22 protein-coding genes and 2 tRNA genes are annotated in these 23611 nt (G+C 66.1%); 11 read left to right on the forward strand and 13 right to left on the reverse strand.

Translation table 11 applies throughout. The annotated features are described in order from the left end of the window. Window position 1: 1 nt before the first annotated feature. Window positions 2-1354, reverse strand: a complete 1353-nt coding sequence (locus OOZ63_RS13395; RefSeq protein WP_266006008.1) for an acyclic terpene utilization AtuA family protein — start codon at window positions 1352-1354, stop codon at window positions 2-4. Window positions 1355-1424: 70 nt separating this feature from the next. Here OOZ63_RS13395 and OOZ63_RS13400 point away from each other — a divergent pair, with 70 nt between their 5' ends. Beyond that, window positions 1425-2333, forward strand: coding sequence for a LysR family transcriptional regulator (locus tag OOZ63_RS13400; RefSeq protein WP_266006009.1), 909 nt, complete (start codon window positions 1425-1427; stop codon window positions 2331-2333). Here the strand turns inward: OOZ63_RS13400 and OOZ63_RS13405 are convergent. The 3 genes from OOZ63_RS13405 to argH form a co-directional block, all read right to left on the reverse strand. After that, window positions 2330-3556 (reverse strand): DNA polymerase Y family protein, encoded by a 1227-nt coding sequence (locus OOZ63_RS13405; protein WP_266006011.1) that lies wholly within the window; start codon window positions 3554-3556, stop codon window positions 2330-2332. The genes OOZ63_RS13400 and OOZ63_RS13405 overlap by 4 nt on opposite strands. A 205-nt stretch (window positions 3557-3761) precedes the next feature. Further along, window positions 3762-4244 (reverse strand): hemerythrin domain-containing protein, encoded by a 483-nt coding sequence (locus tag OOZ63_RS13410; RefSeq protein ID WP_266006013.1) that lies wholly within the window; start codon window positions 4242-4244, stop codon window positions 3762-3764. Window positions 4245-4295: 51 nt separating this feature from the next. Continuing rightward, window positions 4296-5705: an argininosuccinate lyase gene (gene argH / locus OOZ63_RS13415; protein ID WP_266006015.1), complete on the reverse strand. Its 1410-nt coding sequence runs from the start codon at window positions 5703-5705 to the stop codon at window positions 4296-4298. Window positions 5706-5797: 92 nt separating this feature from the next. On the opposite strand from argH, the gene OOZ63_RS13420 reads away from it, so the two are divergent. Both OOZ63_RS13420 and OOZ63_RS13425 read left to right on the forward strand, forming a co-directional pair. Further along, window positions 5798-6880: a sensor histidine kinase gene (locus tag OOZ63_RS13420; RefSeq protein ID WP_266006017.1), complete on the forward strand. Its 1083-nt coding sequence runs from the start codon at window positions 5798-5800 to the stop codon at window positions 6878-6880. A 10-nt stretch (window positions 6881-6890) separates the two neighbouring features. After that, complete coding sequence (locus OOZ63_RS13425; protein WP_266006018.1) at window positions 6891-7706, forward strand: LytR/AlgR family response regulator transcription factor; 816 nt, start codon at window positions 6891-6893, stop codon at window positions 7704-7706. A gap of 25 nt (window positions 7707-7731) precedes the next feature. Here OOZ63_RS13425 and OOZ63_RS13430 read toward each other — a convergent pair whose 3' ends face one another. Genes OOZ63_RS13430 through ppc form a run of 4 tightly spaced genes read right to left on the reverse strand, consistent with a single transcriptional unit; the run spans window position 7732 to window position 12831 of the window. Beyond that, a complete protein-coding gene (locus tag OOZ63_RS13430) occupies window positions 7732-7932 on the reverse strand; it encodes a putative motility protein (RefSeq protein ID WP_266006019.1) in 201 nt (66 codons plus the stop codon). Then, on the reverse strand, window positions 7908-9176 hold the full coding sequence (gene pncB / locus OOZ63_RS13435) for a nicotinate phosphoribosyltransferase (RefSeq protein ID WP_266006020.1): 1269 nt from the start codon (window positions 9174-9176) through the stop codon (window positions 7908-7910). Before pncB ends, OOZ63_RS13430 begins: the two co-directional genes overlap by 25 nt. Further along, window positions 9173-9958 carry a cysteine hydrolase gene (locus tag OOZ63_RS13440; RefSeq protein WP_266006057.1) on the reverse strand — a complete coding sequence of 262 codons (786 nt, stop codon included), beginning with the start codon at window positions 9956-9958 and terminating at the stop codon, window positions 9173-9175. The genes pncB and OOZ63_RS13440 overlap by 4 nt, the downstream gene beginning before the upstream one ends. 56 nt (window positions 9959-10014) lie before the next feature. After that, on the reverse strand, window positions 10015-12831 hold the full coding sequence (gene ppc, locus OOZ63_RS13445) for a phosphoenolpyruvate carboxylase (RefSeq protein WP_266006022.1): 2817 nt from the start codon (window positions 12829-12831) through the stop codon (window positions 10015-10017). Between the two features lie 115 nt (window positions 12832-12946). Here ppc and hemC point away from each other — a divergent pair, with 115 nt between their 5' ends. The 6 genes from hemC (at window position 12947) to OOZ63_RS13475 (ending at window position 17409) form a co-directional block, all read left to right on the forward strand. Continuing rightward, the gene (hemC, locus tag OOZ63_RS13450; protein WP_266006024.1) at window positions 12947-13891 is read left to right on the forward strand and encodes a hydroxymethylbilane synthase; all 945 of its coding nucleotides are present in this window, start codon (window positions 12947-12949) and stop codon (window positions 13889-13891) included. Then, complete coding sequence (locus tag OOZ63_RS13455; protein ID WP_266006026.1) at window positions 13892-14689, forward strand: uroporphyrinogen-III synthase; 798 nt, start codon at window positions 13892-13894, stop codon at window positions 14687-14689. Further along, entirely contained in the window at window positions 14686-15852 is a 1167-nt protein-coding gene (locus OOZ63_RS13460; protein ID WP_266006028.1) for a uroporphyrinogen-III C-methyltransferase, read from the forward strand. The genes OOZ63_RS13455 and OOZ63_RS13460 overlap by 4 nt, the downstream gene beginning before the upstream one ends. 22 nt (window positions 15853-15874) lie before the next feature. Next, entirely contained in the window at window positions 15875-17122 is a 1248-nt protein-coding gene (locus OOZ63_RS13465; protein ID WP_266006030.1) for a heme biosynthesis HemY N-terminal domain-containing protein, read from the forward strand. 68 nt (window positions 17123-17190) lie between these two features. Continuing rightward, window positions 17191-17267, forward strand: a tRNA-Arg gene (locus tag OOZ63_RS13470). 65 nt (window positions 17268-17332) lie between these two features. Next, window positions 17333-17409, forward strand: a tRNA-Arg gene (locus OOZ63_RS13475). A 54-nt stretch (window positions 17410-17463) separates the two neighbouring features. Here OOZ63_RS13475 and OOZ63_RS13480 read toward each other — a convergent pair. Next, complete coding sequence (locus OOZ63_RS13480; RefSeq protein ID WP_266006032.1) at window positions 17464-18585, reverse strand: CaiB/BaiF CoA transferase family protein; 1122 nt, start codon at window positions 18583-18585, stop codon at window positions 17464-17466. Between the two features lie 44 nt (window positions 18586-18629). Between OOZ63_RS13480 and greB the strand changes: the two genes are divergently transcribed. Continuing rightward, the gene (gene greB / locus OOZ63_RS13485; RefSeq protein WP_266006033.1) at window positions 18630-19190 is read left to right on the forward strand and encodes a transcription elongation factor GreB; all 561 of its coding nucleotides are present in this window, start codon (window positions 18630-18632) and stop codon (window positions 19188-19190) included. On the opposite strand, the gene OOZ63_RS13490 is transcribed toward greB, so the two are convergent. Together OOZ63_RS13490 and OOZ63_RS13495 are read right to left on the reverse strand one after the other, a co-directional pair. Continuing rightward, the gene (locus tag OOZ63_RS13490) at window positions 19191-21461 is read right to left on the reverse strand and encodes a RelA/SpoT family protein (protein ID WP_266006034.1); all 2271 of its coding nucleotides are present in this window, start codon (window positions 21459-21461) and stop codon (window positions 19191-19193) included. A gap of 56 nt (window positions 21462-21517) precedes the next feature. Next, window positions 21518-21949 (reverse strand): VOC family protein, encoded by a 432-nt coding sequence (locus OOZ63_RS13495; RefSeq protein WP_266006035.1) that lies wholly within the window; start codon window positions 21947-21949, stop codon window positions 21518-21520. Window positions 21950-22016: 67 nt separating this feature from the next. On the opposite strand from OOZ63_RS13495, the gene OOZ63_RS13500 reads away from it, so the two are divergent. Further along, window positions 22017-22691, forward strand: coding sequence for a TetR/AcrR family transcriptional regulator (locus OOZ63_RS13500; RefSeq protein WP_266006036.1), 675 nt, complete (start codon window positions 22017-22019; stop codon window positions 22689-22691). A 30-nt stretch (window positions 22692-22721) separates the two neighbouring features. Here OOZ63_RS13500 and rpoZ read toward each other — a convergent pair whose 3' ends face one another. Both rpoZ and gmk read right to left on the reverse strand, forming a co-directional pair. After that, window positions 22722-22925, reverse strand: coding sequence for a DNA-directed RNA polymerase subunit omega (gene rpoZ, locus OOZ63_RS13505; RefSeq protein ID WP_124452325.1), 204 nt, complete (start codon window positions 22923-22925; stop codon window positions 22722-22724). Between the two features lie 21 nt (window positions 22926-22946). Next, on the reverse strand, window positions 22947-23567 hold the full coding sequence (gmk, locus tag OOZ63_RS13510; RefSeq protein ID WP_266006038.1) for a guanylate kinase: 621 nt from the start codon (window positions 23565-23567) through the stop codon (window positions 22947-22949). Window positions 23568-23611 lie beyond the last annotated feature (44 nt).

Raw genomic sequence — 23611 nt, forward strand, 5'->3', positions numbered from 1 at the left:
CTCATTCCAGGAACTCAAACCAGGCCGGCGCGGCCTCGCGCGGCAGCAAGCAGGAGGCCAGCGCCAGGCGCTGGCGCAGCGCGGTGCGCACGCCGCCACCGCCCGCTGGGCCGCATGTGTAGAGGGCATTGAGCTCGCGGCACAGGCGCTCGGCCGTGGCCTTGTCGGCATGCTCGGCCGCGATGCGCAGGCGCACATCGCGTGCCGCACCCACCGGCTGTGCGTCCAGCCAGTTGCCGGCGTCATCACCCAGAAGGCTGGCCACGCCGATCAGATCGACCCTTAAGGCCAGCGCGGGCAGGCGTTCGCGCAGCACCTGGGCCGCAAGCCGTGCGCGGCCCTCGGCGCGCGGGCCGGCGTAGGAGATCTCGCCCTCGGCCAGCCACCCGCTGGGCTGGCAGACATTGACCTTGAGGCTGGCCGGCCGGGGGTGGCCGCGCACGCCGCTCAGGCGCACCCGGTCTGGCCCTTCCTCGTGCAGCTCGGCCTCGCTGACGTCTGCAATGACATCGGGCGTCAGATAGGCGGCCGGGTCGTGCAGCTCGTAGAGCAGCTGTTCGGTGACAGTGTGGCAGTCGATGCGGCCGCCGCTGCCGGGCGGCTTGGTGATTAGACAGCCGCCGTCGGCATCGATCTCGGCAATCGGGTAGCCCAGCTGGGCAAGACCTGGCACGTCCTTGTAGCCTGGGTCGGCGTAGTAGCCGCCGCTGACCTGGGCGCCGCATTCCAGCAGATGGCCGGCCATCGTGCCGCGCGCCAGCCGGTCCCAGTCATCCGGTGCCCAGCCGAAGTGAGCCATCGCCGGGCCTAGCACCAGCGCCGGGTCGGCGACCCGGCCGCAGACGACGATCTGCGCACCGGCCCGCAGCGCCTCAGCGATCTGCGCCGCGCCCTGGTAGGCATTGGCCGAAACCCAGGTCGAGCTGTCGGTCACGCCCAGCGCTTTCTCGAGCAGGGGGCGCTGGGCCGTGCCGCTCAGGTCATCACCGAGCACGATGGCGATGCGCGGCGGCGCCAGGCCAAGCTCGGCAGCCAGTGCGCGGATGCGCCGTGCCGCGCCGCGCGGATTGGCGGCGCCGAAATTGCTGACGATGGCGATGCCGCTGGCCAGGCAGTCGGCCAGCACGGGGCGCAGGAGTTCGTCGAGCAGTGGCTCATAGCCGCTCTCGGGGTCGGCGCGGCGCGCCAGCTGGGCCAGTGCCAGCGTGCGCTCGGCCAAGGTCTCGAAAATCAGCACGGCCGGCCCGCCGCGCGCCTGCAGCTCGCGCACCAGGGGCAGGGCCGCATCGCTGCGATCACCGGAAAAGCCGGCGGCCGAGGCCACGCGCAACACAGCGGTTTTTGTTGCATCCATGGAGCCGACTCTAGGCTCTGGCGTCTGAGCTGTGAATTCGATTGTTCAGATCGGTTATTCTGAAATTCAGATGAATGACGATTCCGCTTCTTCGACCAGCATCTCCAGCCGTCAGCTGCAGGCCTTCGTCGCTTTGGCGCGGCTGCGCAGCTTCACCCAGGCCGCCGTGCACTGTCATCTTTCGCAGCCGGCCTTCAGCGCGCTCATCCAGGGCCTGGAGGCGGCGGTCGGCGCGCGCCTGTTCGAGCGCAGCACCCGCCATGTCGCATTGACGGTGGAGGGTCAGGTGTTCGAGCGCAGCGCCGCGCCACTGCTGGCTCAGCTGAGTCAGGCGCTGTCCGAGGTGCGCGACCATGCCCAGCTGCGCCGCGGCCAGGTCTCGCTAGCCTTGTTGCCCTCGCTGGCAGCGGGCTGGTTGCCGGGCCTGCTCAGCGAGTTCCGCTCCGCCCATCAGGGTATCGCACTACAGGTGGCCGATGTGCTCAGCGAGCCCTGTTTGCAGCGGGTGCGCGAGGGCCAGGCCGATTTCGCGATCGCTGCAGTGCGGGCCGATACGCCCGAGCTGCGCGCCGAGCCTTTTGCCAGCGACCGCTTTCATCTGGTCTGTCCGCAGGGCCACGAGCTGTTGTCGCGCACCAGCCTGAAGCCGCGCGATCTGCTGCCCTTTGCGTTCATCCACTTGGCCCGCCATAGCAGCGTGCGCCAGCTGCTGGACGCGGCCGTCCATCCCTTGCAGCTGCAGACGCTGATGGAGGTTGAGCAACTGGCCACCGTGATGGGCATGGTGCGCGCTGGGCTGGGCCTGTCGGTGGTGCCGGCCTTCAGCCTGTTTCACTTCAGGCAGCCGGAGCTGACCACGCGTGAGCTGCGTTGGCGAGGGTTGGGCGACCGGCAGCTGTTCCTTGTGCGACGGCGAGACCGCGAACTGAGCACAGCGGCCCAGGCGCTCTACGAGCTGGTACTGCGACGCCGGCCTTAGAACAGCTCCAGGCTTTCCAGCCGAGGCTCGTTGTTGCGCCTGGCCGGTGCCGCGCCGGCTGCCTCGCCCGGCCGGGACAAGCTGCCAACGCGTACGCCGATCAGGCGCAGGCGCTTACTCAGGTCGACCCGCTTCAGGCAGGAGCCGGCCGCCTGCCGCAGCGCGGCGAAGTCGGCAATCGGCGCATCCAAGGTCAAATCGCGGGTGACGGTGACAAAGCCCTCAAAACGCAGCTTGATGCCCACGGTGCGCCCCAGATAGCCCTTGCGCAGCAGATCGCTGGCCAGTTGCTCGCATAGCCGGCTGAAGATGGCCGAAAGTTCGGCGCGGTCATGCACTGCATGCAGATCGCGCTCGAAGGTGGTTTCGCGGCTGATCGAGACCGGCTCGCTGTGGGTGACTACCGGACGTGCGTCGCGCCCGTGGGCGGCCTCGTGCAGCCAGCCGCCATAACTCTTGCCGAACTGCTGGACCAGCCAGGCCGGCTCGGCGGCAGCCAACTGGCCGACGGTCTCGATGCCCAGGCCCTGTAGCTTGGCGGCTGCCTTCGGGCCGATACCGTTGATCTTGCGCACGCCCAGGGGCCAGATGCGGGCCTGGATCTCCTCGGCCATCAAGATGGTGATGCCATCGGGCTTGTCCAGTTCCGAGGCGATCTTGGACAGTAGCTTGTTGGGGGTGATACCGATCGAGCAGCTCAGGCCGGTTGCCCGCTGCACAGAATTTTTGATGTCACGCGCCACCGCGCGCACGCCGCCCAAGGGGTCGTGCCCGACCGGCTCACGGATGCCAGCGACCTCGCTGAGGTCGATATAGATCTCGTCGATGCCGCGATCCTCGATCACCGGCGCGATTTCGGCCACGGCCGCCTTGAACAGGCGGGAGTATTTGCGATAGGCGTCGAAGTCCGTGGGCAGCAGGACAGCGTCGGGCGCTCGCAGCGCCGCCTTCATCAGGCCCATCGCGGAGAACACTCCCAGATCGCGCGCCGCATAGGTTGAGGTGGTGACCACGCCGCGGCCGGTGTAGTCGCGCAGCCTGGCGTACTGGCGCGTGCCGTCTGCCAAGGTCTTGGGCTCATGGGCACGACGGCCTCCGATCACTACGGCCTGCCCCTTCAGCTCGGGATAGCGCAGCAGCTCCACCGAAGCGTAGAAGGCATCCATGTCCAGATGCGCGATCAGGCGGTCGGGGAGGGCAGCGGAATCCGATGGGCGGGCCATGCAGCGATTGTGAGGCGGGCCTGCTGACAACGCGAAGTCAGCAGCAGGCGCGGCTCACAACCAGACCCAGAGGCTGCGCAGCCAGCGAGGAACACGCAACACGGGAGCCGGGCTGTAGGTCTGGCGATAGCAGGAACGCATGATGGACCCCTCGAATACTGTTGATGCATACAGTATACGGAGCCAGGTCCAGCTTGCCAAGCGTCTATGCGCAGCTGCTGTTGCCGCAGGAGCTGATGGTCGGGGTTGGCTGGAGCGGCGGCCGGCTCATCCGGCCCGTGCCGGTGTCGAAACCCAGCTGGCCCATGTGATAGACCAGGGCCGCGTCCATCATCTCGGCATGGGCGGGAAACCAGCTTATCAGCTCGGGCAGCAGGCGGCGTAGGGGTTCCAGGTCTTGCTGAGCATGGGCGTGGATCTGCACCTGGCGCATCAGGTCCAGCACCATCGCGTGCTGGCGGGCATGGCAGTTATCGGGCGCGAAGCCGGTGGCCGCCATCCAGCCCTCTTCCATCGCGAAATGGGCTTCAGTATGGGCCAGCAGCTGGGCATACAGGGGCAGGGGGTCGGCATTCCCCTGCACGAGCAGGTTAGCCAGGGCGTTCAGCAGTTCGACGAACTCTTGGTGGGTTCGATCCAGCTGGGGGTGGTCGAGAGCGAGGTCATCGCTCCAAGGCAGACTATTCATGCTCGCCAGCCTAGCCCGGCCCTGTTGGGTCGGGCTTGCGCTGGCTCAAGCTCAGGCGCCGAGCCGGGCGCGATGCCGCGCCACCTGGGCGCGCACCTGGGCCGGCGCGGTGCCGCCGAGGATATTGCGGGCGTTCAGCGAGCCGCGCAGCGACAGCACCTCGAACACATCGTCACCGATACGGGCATCGAACTTCTGCAGTTCGGCTAGCGGCAGCGCCGACAGGTCGACGCCCATGCCGATGGCTGTCTTGACCGCATGGGCGACGATCTCGTGCGCATCGCGGAAGGCCAGACCCTTCTTGACTAGGTAGTCGGCCAGATCGGTCGCAGTGGCGTAGCCCTTGAGCGCGGCACGCTCCATCGCCTCGGGCTTGACCGTGATGCCGCCGGCCATCTCGGCAAAGATGCGCAAGGTGTCCTTGAGCGTGTCGACGGTGTCGAATAGCGGCTCCTTGTCCTCCTGGTTGTCCTTGTTGTAGGCCAAGGGCTGGCCCTTCATCAAGGTGATCAGGCCCATCAGATGGCCGACTACGCGACCGGTTTTGCCGCGCGCCAGCTCCGGCACATCGGGGTTCTTCTTCTGCGGCATGATGGATGAACCAGTGCAGAAGCGGTCGGCCAGATCGATGAAACCAAAGCTCTGGCTCATCCACAGGATCAGCTCCTCCGACAGGCGCGAGATGTGCACCATGATCAGCGAGGCGGCGGCCGTGAACTCGATCGCGAAGTCGCGGTCCGAGACGGCGTCCAGGCTGTTCTGGCAGACCTCTTGCATGCCAAGAGTCTTGGCCACGCGCTCGCGATCCAGCGGGTAGCTGGTGCCCGCCAGCGCTGCCGCGCCCAGCGGCAGGCGGTTGACGCGACGGCGCGTGTCGGCCAGGCGCTCGGCATCGCGGGCGAACATCTCGACATAGGCAAGCAGATGATGGCCGAAGGCCACCGGCTGGGCTACCTGCAGGTGGGTGAAGCCGGGCAGGATGACCTCGGCATTTTTTTCGGCCACCTCGACCAGGGCCAGCTGTAGTGCGCTCAGCAGCGTGTTCAGCTCGTCGATCTCGCCGCGCAGCCACAGCCGCACATCGGTGGCGACCTGATCGTTACGGCTGCGCCCGGTGTGCAGTCGCTTGGCCGGAATTCCCACCAGCTCGGTCAGGCGCGCCTCGATGTTCAGATGCACATCCTCCAGGTCCAGCTTCCATTCGAAGCTGCCGGCCTCGATCTCGCCGCGGATCTGGGCCATGCCTCGTTCAATTGCAGCGTGGTCCTCGGCCGGCAAGATGCCCTGGGCCTTCAGCATCTCGGCATGGGCGAGACTGCCCTGGATGTCAGCGGCCCACAGGCGCTTGTCAAAGAAGACGCTGGCGGTGTAGCGCTTAACCAGCTCGCTCATCGGCTCGGAGAACAGTGCGGACCAGGCTTGGGCTTTGTTGGCGAGTTGGTTGTCTGCGGGCTGGGACATGGTGAGATGGCGGCAGGGCCGGCCCGCATGGACGCGAGATCGGCCTGGAGCAAAATAGGGAAAACGTGATTCTATCGAGGGGCTGGCAGACGATGGCAGGACGACGTGAGCATGACTGGTCCGACAGTCGTAACCTGACCAGCGTGCTGGGCCTGGCGCCGCAGCCGACCGAAGCCGAACAGTTCTCGCCGCTGTTCGACGCCCAACGGGTCTTCGATGTCTGCCATGTTGGCTTGGTGCTGCGTGCCGTGCTGGGCGTACAGCTGCTGTTGGCGTTGGGGCTTGCGCTGGGCGCTCGCGGCTTTTCTCAGTGGGCCTTATGGATGAGCAGCGGCACCGTGGTGACACTCAGCGGCGTGCTGCTGTGGCTGCTGCTGGTTTGCGGCCTGCGGCGCCTACTGGCGCGCTGGCGCGAGCCTTGGCAGTGGTTTGTGGTGCTGAGTCTGGGGGCGTTGTGCGCGCTGGGGGGCTGGCACCTGCTGAATCTGGCCAGTGACGAGGACGGCGGCTGGTTTCGCCTGTCCAGCGTGGCGATGGCCGGCGCCGCTACCGCTGCGCTGCTGCTGTATTGGTTGAAGCTGCGCGAGCGCACGCAGCGCCCGGCCGACGCTCTGGCCCGACTGGTCGAGCTGCAGTCGCGCATCCGGCCACATTTCCTGTTCAACACCCTGAACACCGCGATTGCCTTGGTGCGCATCGATCCGCAGCGCGCCGAGGGGGTGCTAGAGGACCTCAGCGAGCTGTTTCGTGTCGCGCTGGCCGAGGCCGACACCGTGGTCAGCCTGGAGGCCGAGGTCGAACTCGCGCGCCGCTATCTGGACATCGAACAGATCCGTTACGGCGAGCGCCTACGGGTGCAGTGGCAGCTCGATCCGGCGGCGGCCAATGCCCGGGTGCCGCCGCTGCTGCTGCAGCCGCTGGTCGAGAACGCGGTGCGCCATGGTATCGAACCCAATGACAGCGGCGGCGATGTCCAGGTGAGCACGCGTGCGCGCGGCGCCGAGGTCGAGATCCTCGTAGTCAACACAGTCGGCGCCAAGGCCAAGCAGGTCGGCCATGGCTTGGCGCTGCGTAATGTGCGCCAGCGTCTGCGCCTGATGCATGATGTGGCCGCCCGATTTGAGGTGAGTCAGGAGGCCCAGCGTTTCACGGTGCGTATCCTGCTGCCACGCTGAGCCCATTGCCATGCATGCACAGTCCGCTTTGAGAGTCCTGTTGGTTGATGATGAACCGCTGGCGCGGATGCGCCTGCGCGGCCTTCTGGATGCCTGCGATGAGCCGCGTGCCGAGGTGGTGGCCGAGGCCGGCACCGCCTCCCAGGCCCAGGCCTGGTTAAGAGATCATGGCTGCGATCTGGTGCTTCTTGACGTGCAGATGCCTGGCCCGGATGGACTGCAGCTGGCCGAGGCCTTGCGCGAGCTGCCAGTACGGCCGGCGGTGGTGTTCGTCACCGCCTATGCTGAGCATGCCCTGCGGGCCTTCGAGCTCGATGCGATCGACTACCTGACCAAGCCGGTGCGGCGCGATCGTCTGCAGGCCTCGCTGGCACGGGTGGCGCAGCGCCTCGCCGAGCGGGCTGCGGCCAGGCGCGAGCCCGGCGAAGGGGCTGCCGAGGCCGAAGTGATTTCCATCAATGATCGCGGCCGCCTGCTGCGTATCCCCCTGGCCGAGGTGCTGTACCTGAAGGCCGAGATGAAGTACCTGACCTTGCGCACCGCCAGCCAGAGTCTGGTGATGGACGGCAGTCTCTCGGAGCTGGAACAGCGCCTGGGCGAGCGCTTCCTGCGCGTGCATCGCAATGCGCTGGTGGCCAAGTCGGCGGTGCGTGAGCTGGAGCGCCACGCGGCGACCGACTTCGGCGAGCTCGATGGCGGCTCAGCGGATGGCGGTGAGGGGGCCGAGGGTTGGGCGGTGCGCATCGCCCATGTCAACGAGTGGCTGGCGGTCTCACGGCGCCAGGTGGCGGCGGTGCGCGAGGCGTTGGCGGGGCACAGGGACTGAGCCCGGCCAGCGCCCACCGGCCTGATCAGGCGTAGACGTTCAGCTTCGTACCCAGGTTGCCGCTGGTGGCCAGCGGGGGAGGCTGCACCGAGGCCAGCAGCTGCATGGCGCCCTGGCCTTGCAGGCTCATCGCCTTTTTCAGCACCAGCAGCTGGGCGCTGGCTTGCACCGAGCCGGCCTGCGAGCCGTGCAGATTGTTAATCAGGGATGTCGTGTTGATGTCCATGGCGCCTCCGAGCCCTGTTTATCGGCATCAGACCCGGCAACTTGAGGGGCCGTAATGCCGAAGACCTGGCGCAGATAGGCAAGAAATGTCTGGTCGTCGCACATCGTCTTGCCGGGGCTGTCGGACAGCTTGGCCACAGGCTGGCCATTGGCCTGGGTCAGCTTCATCACGATGTGCAGGGTGCGCAGGCCCATATCGTTGGACAGCGAGGTGCCGATGCCGAAGCCCAGCTGGGTGCGGTCGGCGAAATGGCGGTACAGCTCCAGCGCTTTGGTGATGTTGAGACTGTCGGAGAACACCAGGCGCTTTGTGTGCGCATCGATGCGCAGCTTGGCGTAGTGGGCCAGCGCCTTCTCGCCCCACACGACCGGTTCGCCCGAGTCGTGGCGCAGGCCGTCGAATAGCTTGGCGAAATAGAGGTCGAAATCGGCCAAAAAGGCATCCATGCCAACCACATCGGTCAGCGCCACGCCCAAATCGCCGCGGTACTCCTGTACCCAGGCCTCCAGTGCCGCCTTCTGGTGGTCGCGCAGGCGCACATCGAGGGCCTGGAAGGTCTGCAGATACTCGTGCGCCATGGTGCCGATCGGCACCAGGCCCAGGTCGCGGGCCAGCAGCACGTTCGAGGTGCCTTTGAAGTACTGCGGCACTTCGGCGGCCAACGTCGCGATCACCTCGCGATGCCAGTCACCCGAGAAGCGCCGGCGCAGGCCGAAATCGAAGAACTCGTAGGGGTGGCCGCGCATCGGCTCGGCGGCGAAGTCGCGCAGTTGGGCCAGCTTGCCCTGCAGTCGCTCGCGGCCGGTCCGCAGTGCCTCGGCGTGGTCGAAGCGGCGGAAGTAAAGCTCGTTGACGATGGCCAGCACATAGATCTCGAAGCCCATCACATGGACCTGCGGGCCGCGCGCGATGATCTCCAGGTGCGGACCGTCGGCGCGGGCCCGGATGAAATCGCGCTGGAAGCGGAAGATCCGCAGGAAGTCGACAAAGTCGGACTTGATGAAGCGCAGACCGCCCAGATAGGCCAGCTCGTCGGCCGCGAAGTTCAGCGCGCACAAGTGATCGAGCTCGCGATCGACATCGTCCAGCAGCTCGGCCAGGGGGTAGGCCGGCGCGTTGCGGCAGACAAAGCTGTATTCGGCCTGGGTCTGGGGGTGCCGATGCAGCATGGCCTGCCACATCGTGAACTTGTAGAGATCGGTCTCCAGCAGGCTAGAGATGACGGGTCTGCGCTCGCTGCTCATAAGCTCAACTCGCTGCTGCGGGCGATGCGCAGACCTTGGGCGCGCATGCGCGCCAAGAACTCGGCCGCCTGGGCCTCGAAGCCACTCACCGGGCTCATGCTGTCCTCGATCAGGACCAGCTTGCCCACGTTGCGGCTTGGTAGATGGGCCACCAGATCTTCCACCGTGGCCTTGACGCAGTGGCTGCTGGCCTCTCCAGCGATCCACAGCTCATCGCAGGCATCCAGGCGCTCGACCAGGCCCTGGTTGAGCTGGGTGCCGGGATCGGTCGGGTCGGGCACCTCGGCCTGCAGCGCGCTGTAGTGCTCGGTCCAGGGGTTCATGCCCTTGAGCACGAACTCGACATGGCGCTGGCGCTGCAACTGCCAGGCCACCACGGAGGCCTGGACTTGGGCATGGATGTTGTGGCCCCAGCTGCCCAGTTCGCAATGCACGGGCCAGACCATCAAGGTGTAGCGGCCGCGCGCCTCCAGTGCATCCAGGTACGCCTGGGCGCGGGGCAGCGCCGAAGCATCGCGCGGCCTGAAATCGCCGGCGCGCAGCTGGGCAGCTGTGATCTGGGTGAAGGGCGACACCGCCGCACCATCAGTCTTGAACCAGAAACCTGGATGGGCGATGTCCAGCCGGCGATGCGTGTCCAGCGTGACCGTGATGGCGTCCAGGCTGGCCGACTCGGCGCGGATCAGTGCGGCGAGTCGGTGCAGATCGGCATCGGCACCGGCCACTGGCAGGCTGGCGCCATGGATGTCGCAGAAGTCGTTCTGCGGATCGATGATCAACATATGGCGCGTCAATGCGAACTCCTCCAAGTCTCTCGATCAATCCACTATACGAGGCCTCAACCGGTGTTGCGCAGCCCCGCCGCAATGCCGTTGATAGACAGATGGATGCCGCGCTGCACCCGCTCCATCGTCGGGTCCTCGGCGCGCTTGTCGGGCGCGACCGCGCGGTAGCGTCGCATCAGTTCGACCTGCAGATGGTTCAGGGGGTCGATGTAGGGGAAACGGTGCTCGATCGAGCGGGCCAGTGCCGGGTTGGCGGCCAGGCGCTGCTTCTCGCCCGTGATCAGGGTCAGGGCCTCCTGCGTCCGGGCGAACTCGGCCTGAATGGCAGCGAAGATCTTTTTGCCCAGGCGCCGGTCCTCGACCAACTCCAAATAGCGCGCCGCGATGTCCAGATCGGTCTTGGCCAGCACCATGTCCAGATTGGACAAGAGGGTGCGGAAGAAGGGCCACTGCTTGACCATGCGGCGAAGCAGGGTCAGGTTTTGCGTACGCGCCTCTCCGTCGCCGAGGAAGGCGAGCACCCCCGAGCCGAAGCCGCACCAGCCAGGCAGCGCCACACGCGACTGGCCCCAGCTGAAGCCCCAAGGGATGGCGCGCAGGTCTTCGATCGCACGAGTGGCCTTGCGCGAGGCTGGACGCGAGCCGATGTTCAGCTCTGCGATCTCGCGGATCGGCGTGGCCGCGAAAAAATACTCGGCAAAGCCCGGCGTTTCATAGACCAAGCCGCGATAGGCCTTGAAACTGGAGTCGGAAAGGGCCTGAGCGGCGTCCAGAAAACTCTTCGGCGCGCTCTTGGTCGGGTGCAGCAGCGTGGCTTCCAACGTGGCGGCCACCAGGGTCTCCAGATTGCGCCGCCCGATCTCGGGGTTGGCGTACTTGGAGGCGATCACCTCGCCCTGCTCGGTCAGTCGGATCTGGCCGTTGACGGTGCCCGGGGGCTGGGCCAAGATGGCCTGGTAGCTGGGGCCGCCGCCGCGGCCGACAGTGCCGCCGCGGCCATGGAACAGGCGCAACGTCAGCGGGTTTTTCTTGCGCAGCTCGTCGAACAACTCGACCAGTGCGATCTCGGCGCGGTACAGCTCCCAGGAGCTGGTGAACATGCCGCCGTCCTTGTTGGAGTCGGAGTAGCCCAGCATGATGTCCTGCTCGGCACCGGAGCGCTGGATCAACGCGGCGATGCCTGGTAGCGCATAGAACTCGGCCATGATGCCGGGCGCCTCGCGCAGATCGCCAATGGTCTCGAACAGCGGGGAGACGATCAGGTCGCTGACCGCTTCGCCGTCCAGCGTGCCGCGCACCAGGCCGACTTCCTTCAAGAGCAGCAGCACCTCCAGCAGATCGCTGACCGACTCGGTGTGGGAGATGATGTAGTGGCGCAGTGACTCGCGGCCGTATCGCTGCAAGGCCTCGCGGGCTGCTTCGAAGATGGACAGCTCGCCGACGGTCTTGTCGCTGTAGGCTGCGCCGATAACGCGCAGCGGCCGGGCGTCTGCAAGCAGCTGCAGCAGCAGCGTGCGGCGCTGGGCCTCGTCAAGCGCGCTGTAGTCGGACGCGATGCGGGCGGTGGACAGTAATTCGGCGATCACCGCCTCGTGTTGATCCGAGCTCTGGCGCAGGTCCAGCGTGGCCAGATGAAAACCAAAGACCTGGACCGCGCGTATCAGCGGCTGCAGGCGCGGCGCGATCAGGGCCTCGGCATGGTGGCTGCGCAGCGAGTGTTCGATCACACGCAGATCGGCCAGCAGCTCGTCGGGCGAGTGGTACGGGTCCTGCGGCGCGACCGCATGACGCAGCGCCTCGGTGCCGGTCAGCTCCTGCAAGGTCGCGGCGGTGCGCGCATACATGCCCGTTAGCGCGCGGCGGTAGGGCTCGTCCAGACGATGTTCGTTGCGGTCCGGGCTGCGATCTGCCAGTGCCTGCATTTGCGGGCTGATGGTTGCCAGCAGGGCCGAGATTGACAGTTCGGCGCCGAGCTCGTGGATCTCGGTCAGATAGTGGCGCAGCGCCACCTCGCTCTGGCGCTTTAAGGCGTGGCGCAAGGTGGTGGCGGTGACATTGGGGTTGCCATCGCGGTCTCCGCCTATCCAGTGGCCCATGCGCAAAAAGCTGTTGAACTGGTGACCTGGCAGGGCCTCTTCCAGCTCGGCATACAGCTTTGGGATCTGGCGTAGAAAAGTCGAGTGGTAGTAGGACAGCGCGTTCTCTATCTCGTCGGCTACTGTCAGCTTGGAGTAGCGCAGCATGCGTGTCTGCCAGAGCTGGGTCACGCGGGCGCGGATCAGCACCTCGTTGTCGCGCTTTTCGCGCTCCGTGTGCAGGCCGTCACGCGCGCCGACCAGCTCGGCCACCGCGCGCTCGGCATCCAGAATGCTTTTGCGCTGCACCTCGGTCGGGTGGGCTGTCAAGACCGGAGAAATGAAGCCGTGCTGCAGGGTCTTGGCGATCTCGCTCGGTCGCACGCCTGCCTGGTGCAGACGCTCCAGCGCAAAGGCCAGCGAGCCCTCGGCCAGGCTGCCGGCACGGTCGTGGATCTCACGGCGGCGCACGTGGTGGCGGTCCTCGGCGATATTGGCCAGGTGCGAGAAATAGCTGAAGGCGCGGATCACGCTGACGGTCTGGTCGCCAGACAGGCTCTTGAGCAGCTTGTCGAAGGTCTTGCCGGCCTGGGCGTCGCGCTTCAGGCGAAACGCCACCGAGAGCTTACGCACGCGCTCGACCAGCTCATAGGCCTCGCGGCCCTCCTGCTCCCGTATCACCTCGCCAAGGATGCGACCCAGCAGCCGGATGTCCTCCATCAGCGGTTTGTTCTTATCGGCGGCGGGTGAGGGCTTGAGAGTCTTCGCTGAGCGGGAGGCGGGTCTTGCGGGCATGGCAGGGCTCGTCGTGGGTTGATGCGAAAAAGCAGGCGGGGTGATGTAACCAAGTTACCTCAATCTGACTTTAACAGTTTCTTCATCATTTTCCTGCTGCGCTAGCATGCCGGGCATGAGCGCATCAAACATAGTCAAGCCGGTGATCATCGCGACCCGGGAAAGCCGTCTCGCCCTGTGGCAGGCCGAGCATGTCAAGGCGCGGCTGGAGCAGGACCTGGGCCTGGTCGTCGAGCTGCTGGGCATGACGACCAAGGGCGACCAGATCCTGGACCGCGCGCTGTCCAAGATCGGCGGCAAGGGCCTCTTCGTCAAGGAGCTGGAGACCGCGCTGGAGGAAGGTCATGCCCACTTGGCCGTGCATTCGCTCAAGGATGTACCAATGGACCTGCCTGTGGGCTTCGATCTGGTTGCCATCATGGAGCGCGAGGATCCGCGCGACGCCTGGGTCTCGAACCGCTACGACAGCCTGGCCGCGCTGCCCACGGGCGGCGTGGTCGGCACCTCCAGCCTGCGCCGGGTCGTGCAGCTGAAGGCGCTGCGCCCGGATCTGCGCATCGAGCCGCTTCGCGGCAATTTGGACACCCGGCTTCGCAAGCTCGACGAAGGCGGCTTCGACGCCATCGTGCTGGCAGCGGCTGGGCTCAAACGCTTGGGCCTGGCTGCACGCATCCGCAGCGTCTTTAGCGTCGAGCAGATGATCCCCTGCGCCGGCCAGGGCGCGCTGGGCCTGGAGGTGCGCGCCGACGCGGTCGCGCTGAAGGACCGGTTGAACGCGCTCTCGCACATGCCGACCTGGCTGGCTACGCAGGCCGAGCGGGCGGTGTCGCGGGCACTGGGCGGCAGCTGCAGCATGCCGCTGGCGGCTCACGCGCAATGGCTGGACGGTCGTCTGACGCTGAACGCCGCGCTGGGCCACGCCGAGCAGCATGAGTTGCCGCTGCTGAAGGTTGAGCTGACAGGCTCGCCGCAAACGGAGGCCCAAGCCCGCCAGCTTGGCGAACAGGCCGCGACCCTGCTGCGCGAGCGCGGCGCGCGTGACTACCTGCCGGCGCCCTGAGTGACCAGGCCGCTGACGCTGCTGCTGACCCGGCCGCGCGAGCAGGCAGGCACCTGGCAAGCGCGCCTAGCGGCCCTCGGCGTTACGGTGCGAACGCTGCCGCTGATCGAGATCGCCGCAGCCACTGACCGAGAACCCGCCGCGCAGGCCTGGCGCGAGCTGCCGCAGGCGCGGCTGGCGATGTTCGTCAGCCCGAATGCGGTGACACATTTCTTCGCGGCCCGGCCGGCCGGTCAGGTCTGGCCCGAGTGCGCGCTGGCGGCCACTGTGGGGCCAGGCAGTGCTCAGGCCCTGCGGGAGGCCGGTGTGCCCGAGACACGCATCGTCCAGCCGCCGGTCGATGCCCCCAGCCTGGATTCGGAACATCTGTGGCCGATGCTGTCGGCGCAGGACTGGCAGGGGCGCTTGGCCCTGATACTGCGAGGCGACGGCGGACGCGACTGGCTGGCCCAGCGCCTGCGCGAGCGTGGTGCAAAGGTGTGTGAGTACGGCGTCTACCTGCGCCGCTGCCCTCGGCTGGATGCGCCTGAGCAGGCCACCCTGGAAGCGGCGCTAGCCGCGCCCGATCAGCACGTCTGGTTGTTCAGTAGCGCCGAAGCGATCGACCATCTGCAGACCCTGGCCGGCGCCGGCATCGACTGGTCCCGGGCAAGTGCCATCGCCACCCATCAGCGCATCGCTGAGCGCGCGCGTCGTCTGGGCCTGGTCCATGTGGTTTTGGCGCGACCCGATGCGGCGGCGGTTACCCAGGCCTTGGTGGCCCTGCAAGAGCGCCCCCTACAATCGTTTCGACCGTGAGCGACAATATTTCCTCCCCCTCCTCGATGCCCGAGGCGGCTGCCCCTGCGGCGCCGCCCCCCATCCCCGCAGCAGCGCCTGTAGCAGTGGCTGGCGCGAAGGCGCCCCCCTGGGTGCCGCCTTTGGCAGCCGGCCTGACCGTACTGTCGGTGGCAGCGCTGGGCTTGGCCTGGCAGGGCCAGACACGGCTCAAGGAGCTGGAGCAGGAACTGGTTCGGCGACAGGGTTTGAGCCAGGGCGAGGCCAGCGAGGCCCGCACGCTGGCGCGCCAGTCGCAGGAGCTGACCCGCGACACCGCTGCCAAGGTTGCATTGCTGGAGGCGCGGCTGGCCGAGGTCGCGCTGCAGCGCGGCCAGTTGGAGGAGCTGATCCAGTCGATGTCGCGCTCGCGCGACGAGAACGTTATCGTCGATATCGAATCGGCCTTGCGAGTCGCTTTGCAGCAGTCCGGCATCACTGGCAGTGCCGAGCCGCTCGTGGCGGCCCTGCGCCAGGCCGATGAGCGCCTGGCCCGTCACAAGCAGCCGCGCCTGGAAGGCGTGCGGCGCGCGGTGGCGCGCGATCTGGACCGCGTCAAGGCGGTGAGCGTGGTCGATGTCTCCACCTTGGCGATCAAGCTGGACGAGGTGGTGCGCTTGCTCGACGAGCTGCCGATGCTGTCGGCTGCGGACAAGACCAGTGAGGCCATGGCGGTTCGCCAGGCTCGCGTCGAACGGGCCGCAACCAAGCCTGCCAAGGCGGCTGCGGCGGCCTCAGCACCGGCCGACGAGGGCCTGATCGCGCATTGGATGAGCGTTGCCGAAGAGCGCTGGCGCGACCTGGCCGGCCATGTCTGGCTGGAAGCCAAGTCCTTGCTCCGGGTGACCCGTATCGATCATCCCGAGGCCATGTTGCTTGCGCCCGAACAAGCTTTCTTCCTGCGCGAGAACCTGAAGCTGCGCTTATTGAATGCGCGCCTGGCGCTGCTGAGCCGGCAGTTCGACACCGCCCAGGCCGATCTGCGCGACACCCAGTCGCTGCTGGATCGCTATTTCGACGGGCGCTCGCGCAAGGTGGCGTCCGCCTCCGAGCTGCTGCGTCAGGTAGCCGGTCAGGCGCGTCAGGTCAATGTGCCGCGTCCAGACGACACGCTGGCGGCCTTGATGGCCGCCGGTGGCCGTTGACGCGAAAGGCGACGCTTCCCTTATGCGCACAATGATCTGGTTGGTGCTGCTGTTCGCGGTGGCCGTGGTGGCCGCGCTGACCTTGGGCAGCAATGACGGCCTGGTAAGTTTTTACTGGAATGGCTGGCGGCTCGATGTCTCGCTGAACCTGTTCCTGCTGGTGTTGGTGGGCAGCTGCTTCGCGCTGGTCACGCTGATCCATACACTGAACGCCTTGACCAGCTTGCCACAGCGTGCCCGCGAATGGCGGCTGGCGCAGCGCGAGCGTACCGCCCAGCTGGCGCTGCGCGAGGCGCTGTCGGAGTTCTTTGGCGGCCGCTATGGCCGTGCCCAGAAGGCGGCCCAACGCGCGCTGACGATACAGGCGCAGACGGCCGAACTGCCGCAGGACGGTGCTTTCATGGCCTTGAGTCATTTGCTGGCCGCACACAGCGCGCACCGGCTGCAGGACCGGCGTCGCCGCGATGAGCAGTTGCAACAGGCGCTGGATCTGGCCCAGCGCGTGCCTCAAGCCAAAGCCTCGGAAGAGGGCGCGCGGCTGCTGGCGGCCGAATGGGCGCTTGACGATCGCGACGCGAGCCGGGCGCTGGATCTGCTGTCCGAGTTGGGGCCCGGTGTGGCGCGTCGTACCCAGGCCCTGCGGCTGAAATTGCAGGCCTCGCGTCTGGCCAAGCAGCCGCTGGAGGCGCTGCGCACCGCCCGGCTACTGGCCAAGCACCAGGGCTTTTCCAAGGTTGCCGCCCAGGGGCTGCTGCGCTCGCTGGCTTTCGAGGCGCTGGAAGGTGCGCGAGACGTCGATCAGTTGCGTCAGGTCTGGCTGCAACTCGACGGCTCAGATCGCCGTGATGTGTTTGTTGCCGGGCGAGCTGCTCAGTGCGCAGCCGGGCTAGGCGCACCGGAGGATGGGCGCGGCTGGCTGCGCCCGTTCTGGGAGCAGCTTGACGAACTGGGCAATGACGAGCGCGTCGTGCTGTCCGAGGCTCTGGTGCTGGCGGTGCCGGGCCTGGGTCCGGAGTGGTTGCAGCGTTTGGAGTCGGCGGTACAGCGCTTTCCGCGCGACAAGCATCTGGCCTATGCGCTGGGCCATGCGCTGGCCGAGCGCCAGCTATGGGGCAAGGCTCGTTTGATGCTGGAGCAGGCCGCCGAAGACCGCAGCCTGCCGGTGGCCGCGCGCCGCCGCAGCTGGCTGACCCTGGCGGCGCTGGCGACCCACGACGGCGACATGGAGCGCCGTGCCCGCTGCTTCGAAGCAGCTGCCACCGCTCAGTGAGAAAGATGCTGGGCAGTGGCAAACATTTGCCTGCCTTGCAAATACCGTGCTATAGTAGAGGGCTTGGAGCGGCTGTAGCTCAGTTGGATAGAGTACTTGGCTACGAACCAAGGGGTCGTGGGTTCGAATCCTGCCAGCCGCACCAAAAAAACATCGGATCCTGCCATCCCACGACGGGCGGGGTCGAGTGAGAAGAAGTAAGAACGTCGTGCGGCTGTAGCTCAGTTGGATAGAGTACTTGGCTACGAACCAAGGGGTCGTGGGTTCGAATCCTGCCAGCCGCACCACCTAATAAGAAGAAACGGACGAAGGCCTGTGAGCAATCACAGGCCTTTTGTTTTTTAGGTCATCAATTGCTCGATCTGCTGTGGCGCCAGCCCCAGCTCGAGTAACAACTCGCGGGTATGGGCCCCGGGCGCGGGGCCAGCCTGCGGAGTGCGGCCCGGCGTGCGCGAGAAGCGTGGCGATGCGGCCGGCTGCAGCTGTCCGTTAATGTCGGAAAAATTGCCGCGAGCCCGGTTGTGCGGATGCTCGGCGGCCTCTGTCAGACTCAACACCGGTGCCGCACAGGCATCGCTGCCTTCCAGCAACTGCGCCCATTCATCTCGTGTCTTGCTTCTGATGCGTTGGGCGACACGCACGCGTAGCGCCGGCCATAGGCTTCGGTCGTACTGCTGCGCGGGGTCGACATCGGCCAAGTCCAGGCGTTGCAACAGCTCGCGATAGAACTGCGGCTCGATTGCGCCCAGGGTCAGGTACTGCCCATCGGCACACTCGAAGCTGTCGTAGAAGGGGGAGCTGTGCAGGAAGAAGTTCTCGGCCGGCTGGTCGCTCCAAAGACCGCTGCCGCGCAGCGAATGGATCAGTGCGGTCAAGGTGCCGACGCCGTCTACCATCGCGGCATCGATCTGTTGGCCGCGCCCCGATGCCCTGGCCTCAAGCAGCGCACAGACGAGACCGAAGGCCAGGAACATCGCCCCGCCGGCCATATCGCCCAGCAATGTGGCGGGTAGGCTAGGCGGCACGCCGGCTCGCGTCGCGACCGACAGGGCACCAGTCAGCGCCACGTAGTTGATGTCATGTCCAGCTGCCTGCGCCAAGGGGCCGGTCTGGCCCCAGCCGGTGACGCGTCCATAGACCAGGCGTGGGTTGCTGTGCTCGAACACCGCCGGACCCAGACCCAGGCGCTCCATGACACCGGGCCGGTAGCCCTCGATCAGCGCATCGGCGCTGTTGACCAAGGATTGCACCGCTTGCAGCCCCAGCGGATGCTTCAAGTCGAGGCAGATCGAACGCTTGCCGCGGTTCATTGCCTCGCCGGCGCCTAGGGTGCGCAACGCCGCCGGGCGCTCGACCACGATCAGCTCGGCGCCCATATCGGCCAGCAGCATGCCGGCGAAGGGGCCGGGGCCGATGCCGGCGAACTCGATCACACGCAATCCGGTCAATGGCCCCTTGCTCATCTTGTTTCCTGATGTTCTTTTGCACTGGCGACACAATACACGCCATGAGCAAGGCATTCACCAAGGAAAGCACGCAGGACGAGGACGACGAGGAGTTGGCCCTCCCGTCGCTTCCACAGGGTACGCGCAACTACATGACCCCGGCCGGCTATGCGCGCCTGCGCGCCGAGTTCATGGCGCTGCTTGATGTGGAGCGGCCCAAGATCGTCGAGATCGTCTCTTGGGCGGCCAAGAATGGCGACCGCTCCGAGAATGGTGACTACCTTTACGGCAAAAAGCGCTTGCGCGAGATCGACCGCCGGCTGCGCTTCCTGACCAAGCGCCTCGACATCGCCGAGGTGGCTGATCCCAGCGCCCACCATGGCAGCGACCAGATCTTCTTCGGCGCTACCGTGACCTATGCCAATGCCAAGGGCGAAGAGCGCACGATCACGATCAAGGGCATCGACGAGAGCGACAGCCTGGCCGGCGAGGTGTCGTGGATCTCGCCGATTGCGCGCGCGCTGCTTAAGGCCCGCGAGGGCGACGAGGTACAGTTGATGACGCCCGGCGGCGTCGAGCGGCTGGAGGTGCTGGAGGTCAGCTACCCCGCGCCCGCTGCCTGATCAGGGCTTAATCCGCCAGGCCCGCAGCACCGAGGGCGAGCGCTTCAGGGTGCGCAGCACATCGGCCAAATGCAGCCGGTCACGCACGCTCAGCAGCAAGCTCATCTCGGCGGTTTCGCGCGCCTGCGACTCGTCGCTCATTGAAATGTGAGTGATGTCGGCCTCGGCGCTGCTGACGGCCTGGGCCACCTGGGCCAGAACGCCCTTGCCGTTGTTCAGAAGCACGGCCACACCGGCCTCGAAGGAGCGGGTCAACTCGTCGGCCCAGTTAACCGCGATCCAGTGTTCGGCATCGCGCTGGAACAGACGACGACCGACTTGGCACTCGGCCGTGTGCACCATCAGTCCCTCGCCGCGGCCCAAGTAACCCTTGATCTCGTCGCCTGGGATCGGTCGGCAGCAGGGAGCAAGGCGCACCGATGCGCCTTCGCTGCCGTCCAGCGTCACCTGCCCCTGGGCTGGCGCATCGTCACTGGCAAATCGGCCCATCGACAACATGACGGCATCCGGGCGCTGCCCCTGCTCGGCCAGCATGCGGGCCAGTTTCTTGGCAACGATGGTGGCGATCTTGCGGCCCAGGCCGACCTCGACCAGCAACTCGTCGACATGGCGGTTTCCGGCCCAGCGGGCCAATTGCTGCCAGAGCTGGGCGGCCTCGTTGTCGTCGTCATCCAGGCTGGGCAGGGCCAAGCCCTCGGCGCGCAGGGCCTGGGCCAGCATCTTCTCGCCAAGCTCGCGCGACTCGTCCTGCTCCAGGTTCTTCAGGAAATGGCGAATCTTCGAGCGCGCCCGGCCGGTACGCACAAAGCTGAGCCAGGCGGGGTTAGGGCGAGCACCTGCAGCGGTAACGATCTCGATCACATCGCCGCTGCGCAGTTCGGTGCGCAGCGGGACCGGCTCGCCGTTGATCTGAGCGGCTACGCAGTGGTCGCCGACATCCGAGTGGATCGCATAGGCGAAATCCACCGGCGTCGCACCTTTGGGCAGGGCCATGATCTTGGACTTGGGGGTGAAGACATAGACCGCATCGGGAAACAGGTCGATCTTGACGTGTTCGAGGAACTCGTTGGCATCGCGCGTCTCGTCCTGGATGTCGATCAGCGACTGCAGCCAGTGCGCGCCCAATTGCTGGGTGGCCTGGGCATCGCTGCGGCTCTTGTACATCCAGTGCGCGGCTACGCCCTTCTCAGCGACCAAATGCATGGCCTCGGTGCGGACCTGGAACTCCACCGGCGTTCCCAAAGGGCTCACCAGCGTGGTGTGCAGCGACTGGTACCCATTGGGTTTGGGGATCGCGATGTAGTCCTTGAAGCGGCCGGGCTGGGGCTTGTAGAGCTGGTGCAGCACGCCCAGGCTGAGGTAACAGGTCGGCAGCTCGTCGACGACGATGCGAAAGCCGAAGATGTCGCTGACCTGCGCAAAGCTGAGGTGCTTGTCCTTCATCTTCTTGTAGATCGAAAACAGGGTCTTCTCGCGGCCCTGGATCTCGACCTTGATGCCGGCCTCGGCAAAGGACTTCACGACATCGCGCTCAATGCGAGAGACGAGGTCGCGTCGATTGCCGCGCGCCTTGCCAATGGCCTTGGCCAGCGCGGCATGGCGCCAGGGGTTGATGAAGCTGAATGACAGCTCCTGCAGCTCGCGATAGATTTGGTTCAGGCCCAGGCGATGGGCGATCGGGGCATAGATGTCAAGCGTCTCGCGGGCTATGCGGCGGCGCTTGTCAGGCGCCATCGCCTGCATCGTGCGCATATTGTGCAGACGGTCGGCCAGCTTGATGAGGATGACCCGCACATCGCGCGCCATCGCCAGCAACATCTTGCGAAAACTCTCGGCCTGCGACTCTTCTTTGGTCGAGAACTGCAGCTTGTCCAGCTTGGTCAAACCGTCGACCAGCTCGGCCGTCGGTGCCTCAAAGCGCTCGATCAGCTCGGTCTTCGTGATGCCGCAATCCTCCATCGCGTCGTGCATCAGCGCGGCCATGATGGCCTGGGCGTCGAGCCGCCATTCGGCACAAATACCGGCTACGGCGATCGGATGGGTGATGTAGGGCTCGCCGCTGGCACGGAATTGCCCCAGATGGGCCTCGTCGGCGAATCTATAGGCCTCGCGGATGCGCTTGATGTCCGATTTCGGCAGGTAGGCCAGGCGGTGGACCAGCGCGTCGAACGACGCCGCCTCGGCCTCGGTCGGCTCGGGGGCGGGGCGTAAGCCTGACAAGCCGGTGAGGGCGGCGGGCAGGCGAGCGACGGCAAATGATCTGAAACCCATGCCCCGAATTTAACGCAAGGCCGTCCCCGCCACCGTGCGGCGGGCATTCGGAGCTGTCAGACGTCCTCGGATGGTATGTACGAATCCCAGAAACCAGCGGCGGGCTCGACCTGCTCACAGATGTCCAGCGCCAGGCCGGCAGGGTCCAGGCATTGGAAACGGATCTGGCCCCAGGGCTCGCGTCTGGCCTCGTAGCTGATCGTGACGCCGGCCGCGCGCAACTCGGCCTGGGCCGCCATTGCATCGGCCACCTGCAGCGTCATCAGAAGGCCTCGTCCATTGAACAGCTCGGGGCCGGGCGGCATCGACGGATGGTCGGTACTCATGAAGGCCAGCGTGATGGCGTGGCCCGATTCAGCGGGGCGTTGCACCATCACGAACCAGCTCGACGAAAACACGGTCTCGAAGCCGAAATAGCGCTGATAGAACTCGGCGCAGCTGTGCGGCTGGCTCGTCGTGATGAGGGGGTAGTGATCCAGAATCTGCATGGCCTTCACCTGCCCTTAAATGCATACTGTCTGTATGTGAAATTACTTTAATATACAGACAGTCTGTATGTCAATGACGGTGCCAAAGAAGAACATCCCCCCCGCTGCGCCCCCGGAGCCAGCCGCGCCGGCCGCCCCTTTGGGCAAAAAGGCACAGCAGGCGGCCGATTCGCGCGCGCGCCTGATTGCGCAAGCGCGCGCGCTTTTTCAGACCCAGGGCTATGCAGCGACGTCGACCGAGACGCTCCTGGCGGCCACCGGGTTGACTCGCGGCGCGCTCTATCACCACTTTCGCGACAAGAAGGATTTGTTCAAGGCGGTTTGCGAGCAGATGCATGGCGAACTGGCCCAGGCCATCGAGTTTGCTACGGCTGATGTGGCCGACGACCGCGAGGGCCTTCGACTGGGCTCGCTCGCCTGGATGACTGCGGTCGGCGAGCAGGGGCGCTGCCGGGTGCTGCTGATCGATGCACCGGCGGTGCTGGGCGAGGCGCAGTGGGAAGCGCTAGATGCGCGCCATGGCTATGCGGCGTTACAGCAGGGCCTGCGTCAGATGCGCCAGGCGCATACGGCGAGCTGCGTGCTGCAGTCCGATGCGTTGGCGGCGGCGCTTAATGGCGCGATGAACCAGCTGGCACGCTGGAGCGCCGAGCAGGGCAGCGAGGCGGCGCGGCAGGAGGCGACCCGCGTGGTTGAGCAGCTGCTCGTGGTGGCCACCAAGAAACAAGAAAAGGCGCCCTGAGGCGCCTTCTTGCGGGTGAAGCGAGGGGGATTAGACCGGCACTTTACGCAGCATCTCAATGCCCACTTCGCCTGCGGCGATCTCGCGCAGCGCGGTTACGCCGGGTTTGTTCTTGCTCTCGATTTTGGGCGTGTGACCCTGGCTCAGCATGCGAGCGCGGTAGGTTGCGGCAAGCACCAACTGGAAGCGGTTCGGGATCTTGGTCAGACAGTCTTCGACAGTGATGCGGGCCATTATGTTTCCAGTACGGGTGGTTCAGGGAAGATCAAGAGCGCGGAACACGGCGGAGCGATTTCGGCGCTGAGCCGCGTATTTTAACCTTTGTGCGTGGACGATGGCTTTCAGGTCGAAAACAGCGGTGTCAAACACCGCATTGACGACGACGAAATCGAAGCGGTGAGCCTGCGCGACCTCGATGCGCGCATTGGCCATGCGCCGCTCGATCACGGCGGCCTCGGTGTCGCCGCGGCGGTTCAGGCGCTGTTGCAACTCCTCCCAGGAGGGCGGCAGGATGAAGACCAGCACTGCATAGGGGAACAATTGCTTGATCTGCAGCGCACCCTGAAAGTCGATCTCCAGCACCACATCATCGCCAGCCGCCATGCGCGCTTCGATCGCTGCACGCGAGGTGCCATAGAGATTGCCGTGCACCTCGGCCCACTCGAAGAAGTCACCATGCTCGACCTTGGCGCGAAACTCCTCGGGAGCGATGAACCAGTACTCGCGGCCATGCTGCTCCTGGCCGCGCGGCGCACGCGAGGTGTGCGAGATCGAGACGGCCAGCTTGGCATCGAGCTCGAGCAAGGCCTTGACCAGGCTGGATTTGCCCGCACCGCTGGGCGCGGCGACGACGAAGAGATTGCCGGGATATTCCATATCAGCCTGCTTGCTAGTTCAATGTCTTAGACCGGGGCCGCGTG

The sequence above is a fragment of the Paucibacter sp. PLA-PC-4 genome (assembly GCF_026241155.1).
In the GTDB taxonomy this organism is placed as follows: Bacteria; Pseudomonadota; Gammaproteobacteria; order Burkholderiales; family Burkholderiaceae_C; genus Roseateles_E.

Bases quoted from the DNA above. Each gene is read 5' to 3' on its own strand.
- OOZ63_RS13395 (WP_266006008.1), bottom strand. From the start codon at position 1,354: ATGGATGCAACAAAAACCGCTGTGTTGCGCGTGGCCTCGGCCGCCGGC.
- OOZ63_RS13400 (WP_266006009.1), top strand. From the start codon at position 1,425: ATGAATGACGATTCCGCTTCTTCGACCAGCATCTCCAGCCGTCAGCTG.
- OOZ63_RS13405 (WP_266006011.1), bottom strand. From the start codon at position 3,556: ATGGCCCGCCCATCGGATTCCGCTGCCCTCCCCGACCGCCTGATCGCG.
- OOZ63_RS13410 (WP_266006013.1), bottom strand. From the start codon at position 4,244: ATGAATAGTCTGCCTTGGAGCGATGACCTCGCTCTCGACCACCCCCAG.
- argH (WP_266006015.1), bottom strand. From the start codon at position 5,705: ATGTCCCAGCCCGCAGACAACCAACTCGCCAACAAAGCCCAAGCCTGG.
- OOZ63_RS13420 (WP_266006017.1), top strand. From the start codon at position 5,798: ATGGCAGGACGACGTGAGCATGACTGGTCCGACAGTCGTAACCTGACC.
- OOZ63_RS13425 (WP_266006018.1), top strand. From the start codon at position 6,891: ATGCATGCACAGTCCGCTTTGAGAGTCCTGTTGGTTGATGATGAACCG.
- OOZ63_RS13430 (WP_266006019.1), bottom strand. From the start codon at position 7,932: ATGGACATCAACACGACATCCCTGATTAACAATCTGCACGGCTCGCAG.
- pncB (WP_266006020.1), bottom strand. From the start codon at position 9,176: ATGAGCAGCGAGCGCAGACCCGTCATCTCTAGCCTGCTGGAGACCGAT.
- OOZ63_RS13440 (WP_266006057.1), bottom strand. From the start codon at position 9,958: ATGTTGATCATCGATCCGCAGAACGACTTCTGCGACATCCATGGCGCC.
- ppc (WP_266006022.1), bottom strand. From the start codon at position 12,831: ATGCCCGCAAGACCCGCCTCCCGCTCAGCGAAGACTCTCAAGCCCTCA.
- hemC (WP_266006024.1), top strand. From the start codon at position 12,947: ATGAGCGCATCAAACATAGTCAAGCCGGTGATCATCGCGACCCGGGAA.
- OOZ63_RS13465 (WP_266006030.1), top strand. From the start codon at position 15,875: ATGCGCACAATGATCTGGTTGGTGCTGCTGTTCGCGGTGGCCGTGGTG.
- OOZ63_RS13480 (WP_266006032.1), bottom strand. From the start codon at position 18,585: ATGAGCAAGGGGCCATTGACCGGATTGCGTGTGATCGAGTTCGCCGGC.
- greB (WP_266006033.1), top strand. From the start codon at position 18,630: ATGAGCAAGGCATTCACCAAGGAAAGCACGCAGGACGAGGACGACGAG.
- OOZ63_RS13490 (WP_266006034.1), bottom strand. From the start codon at position 21,461: ATGGGTTTCAGATCATTTGCCGTCGCTCGCCTGCCCGCCGCCCTCACC.
- OOZ63_RS13495 (WP_266006035.1), bottom strand. From the start codon at position 21,949: ATGCAGATTCTGGATCACTACCCCCTCATCACGACGAGCCAGCCGCAC.
- OOZ63_RS13500 (WP_266006036.1), top strand. From the start codon at position 22,017: ATGTCAATGACGGTGCCAAAGAAGAACATCCCCCCCGCTGCGCCCCCG.
- rpoZ (WP_124452325.1), bottom strand. From the start codon at position 22,925: ATGGCCCGCATCACTGTCGAAGACTGTCTGACCAAGATCCCGAACCGC.
- gmk (WP_266006038.1), bottom strand. From the start codon at position 23,567: ATGGAATATCCCGGCAATCTCTTCGTCGTCGCCGCGCCCAGCGGTGCG.